Origin of the sequence: Parabacteroides sp. AM08-6 (assembly GCF_003473295.1) — a bacterium.
Taxonomy (GTDB): Bacteria; Bacteroidota; Bacteroidia; order Bacteroidales; family Tannerellaceae; genus Parabacteroides.
This window is the reverse complement of sequence record NZ_QRMP01000051.1, coordinates 1-3104: the sequence shown is the minus strand read 5'-3', so window position 1 is coordinate 3104 and position 3104 is coordinate 1. Positions and strand designations below refer to the sequence as shown.

The following is a 3104-nucleotide window of genomic DNA, read 5'->3' as shown; positions in this document are numbered from 1 at the left end:
CGGTCAGGGCATCGGTAAAATAGGAGCGGAACTTGGCTTTCTGTTCGCTATTCCAAGCGCTGTCCAAACCATTTGTAATGTCATGGATGGCATTGATTAATTGTTGCTGTTGAGTTATTGTAAGCTCTCCACCCTTTGTTAGGGTTTCAAAATACTTTTCGGCAAGCTTGATTTGTTCAGGGAATTGCCATTTTGCTGATTGAAAACCATATTTTGCTTCATTTTTGAAATTATTGTAACTTTCAGCTAATGGAGCTAATTTAAGATTGGCATTTTCCTTTTCCAATTTCAAGACCTCTTGTCCAATCTTTTTCCGTTCTTCAAAGGTTTTATTCACATCCATCAACTGGGTGCGATATTGTGCGATGGCGGAAGAATTGGCAAGAATCAAACCGTTATTCCGCTCTATCAACTTATTAATGTCATTTTGTTTAATTGTGGCTTTTTCAGCAGCTTCCGCATATTCTGTTTGCCCCATTTTTAGTTTGTACCAAGTTGCCAAATTTAATTTTGCAGCATTCGTATCTCCCCGGAAAAGATTATAAACAGATGCGGACAATTGTGTAAGCATTTTTTTATGAGAGTCCCAGATACTCTTCATAAATTCCATTTTAGCAGAAAGTTTTACTGTTCCTTCCTCGCTACCCTCTATAGCTGTTTTCAGTCCATAAAACAAGATTGTAAGTCCGCTAATAAAGATTCCGATGCCAGAAGACATAAAGGCCTTTCCGGTTGAAATCAATTGACGAAACTGGGATACACCACTACCAATCGGCCCCGGTATTTGTTCCAGTGCATCTGTCAGGTTTAATGATTCTGCTTTTGTCTCTTTTAATCCGCCGCTAATATTTTTCAACTCCCGGTCCAGTTCCCGGATACGGTTCAATAATTGTCCTCCAATCTTTTCGTTTTCACGTTCTTCCTTGTTCAGTTGGGCATATTCTTCACGAAGACGTTGCAAAATCATCTTTTTTTCCTGTAATGACCCTGAAACAGTTCGGTTCAACTGTATTTCCCGCTCCATAACCCGGTTAAGATCAGAAGCCTGTCGTTTAAGTTCGGCTTGTTGAACTGATAAGCGAGACTGTGCCGTTGCATAGTCTTCACTGGATATTTTCCCTTGTTTGAATTTATTAAAAAGGGCTTCTTGAGCAACTTCATTCTGTCGAAGTTGCTGAATAACCTTTTGCAGACTTACGGCTTGAACTTTGGCTGCTTGGCTAAGCCCGTTAAAAGCCTCGTTGCTACCACCTAACAGGCGCTTAAAGGACGTATAGCTTTCATCGCCTACTCCTTTTATGGCAAGTTGAACCCTTGCCAGCTCTTTTTCTATATCGCCTTTTACAATAAATTCAAGTTTTATAGGTTCCATCCGAAATTGTTATTACATTTGTGAATTAAGACTTCATTTGTATGAAAAAAATATTGCCGTTACTTGGAATCATAATGTTATTACTGTCTTGTAGCCGGGTCGAACATATCCAGTCGTTAAGTCAACTTGAACCGGCATTGCGTAAGCATGTAGGTAGTCCAAGTAGAATTGATACAGTTTTGGAAGACAAAGAACATTTCACGACATATAACCGTATAGGATATCACTACGATAATGTTGCAGATGTCTCTTTTAAACAATTAGTAGTATTCCTTTCTAAAGCCTATGACAGTAAACCAGTTTTGAATATAAAAGACAAACACAGTGAAGCTGAATTTGTCCTAATACCAGATAAAGATATTTACATGATTCAAGTTGTTGAATGGTATGGAAGTAAAGATAACAAACGACATCTCGGTTTTGTAATCCTTGATGTTAACAATGAACTTGTTATCCCTTCTTCCCAAAGACCGCAAACAGCTGCTCCTTCGAAGTAATCCTAATCGGTTTGTCTTCTTTTTTGCTTATATACCTGGGAGCATCCGATAACATCATGACGGGCGTGGCATACGGTATCTGCCGTATATACTCCAAGCTCCAACACGTATCCTTTGCTATCTGGTATAGTAGGCCGAAAGGGCTATGAGAGCCTTCAATGTGCCCGCTCTTAACTCCCTTTTCATCCTGGCTCAGGTCGGTATCTTCGGTTTCGTTATCCTCATTCCCGACATCGACCTGATATAGTTGGAAAAATCGTGTGCCCCCGAAAGGCTGGAAACCATTGTCCAAAGCTCCATCATCTGCTGGGTATCCAGGCGGCGACGCAAGTAACGTGCCAGCAGTCTGTTGCGAAGGCCCAGCGGAGTACAATACGGCAGGATGCCGTATGCGACTATCCGGCTGGCCGGTACCATGCACTCGCTTATCATCAGGTGCGCTTCGTCCAATGTCTCAGGTTCCAGGGTCGTTGCGTGTTGCTTCATCCGGAGATATAATCCGGATATCTTCCAAAGCGTTTCGCTGTCCGGTCGACGAACCGTCAGTGTGACCACCTTTTTCCCCAGCATCCGAAGCAGCCAGGGGGCAGGTACAGGTACCTGTATCCCCCGGTCCAGCAGGGTGTCGACGGTTTTCAGTTCCGCTTCAACGGCTTGTTGTTCTGTCAACTGCTCCATACGTCGTTATCCTTCTCCAGCTTCTTTTACACCGATTGTCATGGGGGCTTCATCCGCCTTTGCGGGAAGTTCTATGATAGCACTGATTTCAATCAGGGAGATATCGGTCGTCTTGTTGGCGAACTTACGGACCCCGTAACAGGTCGCTGCCGGTATTTGGATTGGAATGTCAAATTCCGTCATCAGCTCCAGGCTGCGGGTTGTCTGGTAGTTTCCGCGCGGGGCTTTCCACTGTCCGCTGACAATCTCACCGCCCATCCATTCTTTCAGGTTCTCGTTGTCCATCGGGACGGCGAACTTGAAAGTAGTGCCGGCTGCACTGTAGATTGTCAGGAACGGATAGCGTGCCCCTTGCAGGAAATGTTTAACGACCTCTCCGTCCTCGTCCTGGAATTCGACTGATTCCTTGTAGGGCAGCAACTGTTTGGACAAAGCGTCCGACATGCCGCCATCGGCGGCGGGTTCACCGTGTTTTACCAGCTTTACGCCTAAGATATATTTTGCCATTTTCGTATAAATTGAAAGATTAATATTGTTAGAATACCTGTTAAAACCCC

Annotated in this window: 4 protein-coding genes; 1 reads left to right on the top strand and 3 read right to left on the bottom strand. The window is 43.8% G+C overall.

Annotated features, from left to right (window positions below; genetic code table 11):
- Positions 1-1372 (bottom strand): hypothetical protein (locus tag DW103_RS17425; RefSeq protein WP_199653050.1); only part of this gene is annotated, 1372 nt, incomplete at its 3' end.
- A gap of 41 nt (positions 1373-1413) precedes the next feature.
- On the opposite strand from DW103_RS17425, the gene DW103_RS17420 reads away from it, so the two are divergent.
- Complete coding sequence (locus DW103_RS17420; RefSeq protein ID WP_122278487.1) at positions 1414-1869, top strand: hypothetical protein; 456 nt, start codon at positions 1414-1416, stop codon at positions 1867-1869.
- Between the two features lie 192 nt (positions 1870-2061).
- Here the strand turns inward: DW103_RS17420 and DW103_RS18080 are convergent, their stop codons facing one another.
- Both DW103_RS18080 and DW103_RS17410 read right to left on the bottom strand, forming a co-directional pair.
- Positions 2062-2355 carry a hypothetical protein gene (locus DW103_RS18080; protein ID WP_147381244.1) on the bottom strand — a complete coding sequence of 98 codons (294 nt, stop codon included), beginning with the start codon at positions 2353-2355 and terminating at the stop codon, positions 2062-2064.
- Between the two features lie 198 nt (positions 2356-2553).
- Positions 2554-3104: hypothetical protein (locus tag DW103_RS17410; RefSeq protein ID WP_233545729.1), on the bottom strand; the 551-nt coding region annotated here is incomplete at its 5' end.

What these genes read in the sequence shown, in the direction of transcription:
- DW103_RS18080 (WP_147381244.1), bottom strand. Translation starts at nt 2,355, where the DNA reads ATGAAGCAACACGCAACGACCCTGGAACCTGAGACATTGGACGAAGCG.
- DW103_RS17420 (WP_122278487.1), top strand. Translation starts at nt 1,414, where the DNA reads ATGAAAAAAATATTGCCGTTACTTGGAATCATAATGTTATTACTGTCT.